Source organism: Vibrio splendidus (assembly GCF_002873455.1).
Lineage (GTDB): Bacteria > Pseudomonadota > Gammaproteobacteria > Enterobacterales > Vibrionaceae > Vibrio > Vibrio splendidus_J.
The window spans coordinates 1-368 of the sequence record NZ_MCUN01000032.1 but is presented as its reverse complement, the minus strand read 5'-3'; the positions used below and the strand labels follow the sequence as shown (position 1 = coordinate 368).

General features: G+C 50.5%; 2 tRNA genes and 1 rRNA gene. All 3 read right to left on the bottom strand.

What is annotated here, in order from left to right:
* Positions 1–13 precede the first annotated feature (13 nt).
* Positions 14–89 (bottom strand) — tRNA-Lys (locus tag BCU75_RS18760).
* A 2-nt stretch (positions 90–91) separates the two neighbouring features.
* Positions 92–167: transfer RNA gene (locus tag BCU75_RS18755), tRNA-Glu, on the bottom strand.
* 90 nt (positions 168–257) lie between these two features.
* A 16S ribosomal RNA gene (locus BCU75_RS18750) occupies positions 258–368 on the bottom strand; the annotation flags it as partial.

The following is a 368-nucleotide window of genomic DNA, read 5'->3' as shown; positions in this document are numbered from 1 at the left end:
CGCGGAGAAAGAATGGTGGGTCGTGCAGGATTCGAACCTGCGACCAATTGATTAAAAGTCAACTGCTCTACCAACTGAGCTAACGACCCAATGGTATCCCGTAGGGGAGTCGAACCCCTGTTACCGCCGTGAAAGGGCGGTGTCCTAGGCCTCTAGACGAACGGGACACTGGATATTGAAGAACTTGGGAGTTCTTCGTCTCTTTACTTTTCTAAACCTAATCAATCTGTGTGGACACTCATCGTGGTATCTTCGTATAAGGAGGTGATCCAGCCCCAGGTTCCCCTAGGGCTACCTTGTTACGACTTCACCCCAGTCATGAACCACAAAGTGGTGAGCGTCCTCCTCGAAAGGTTAAACTACCCACT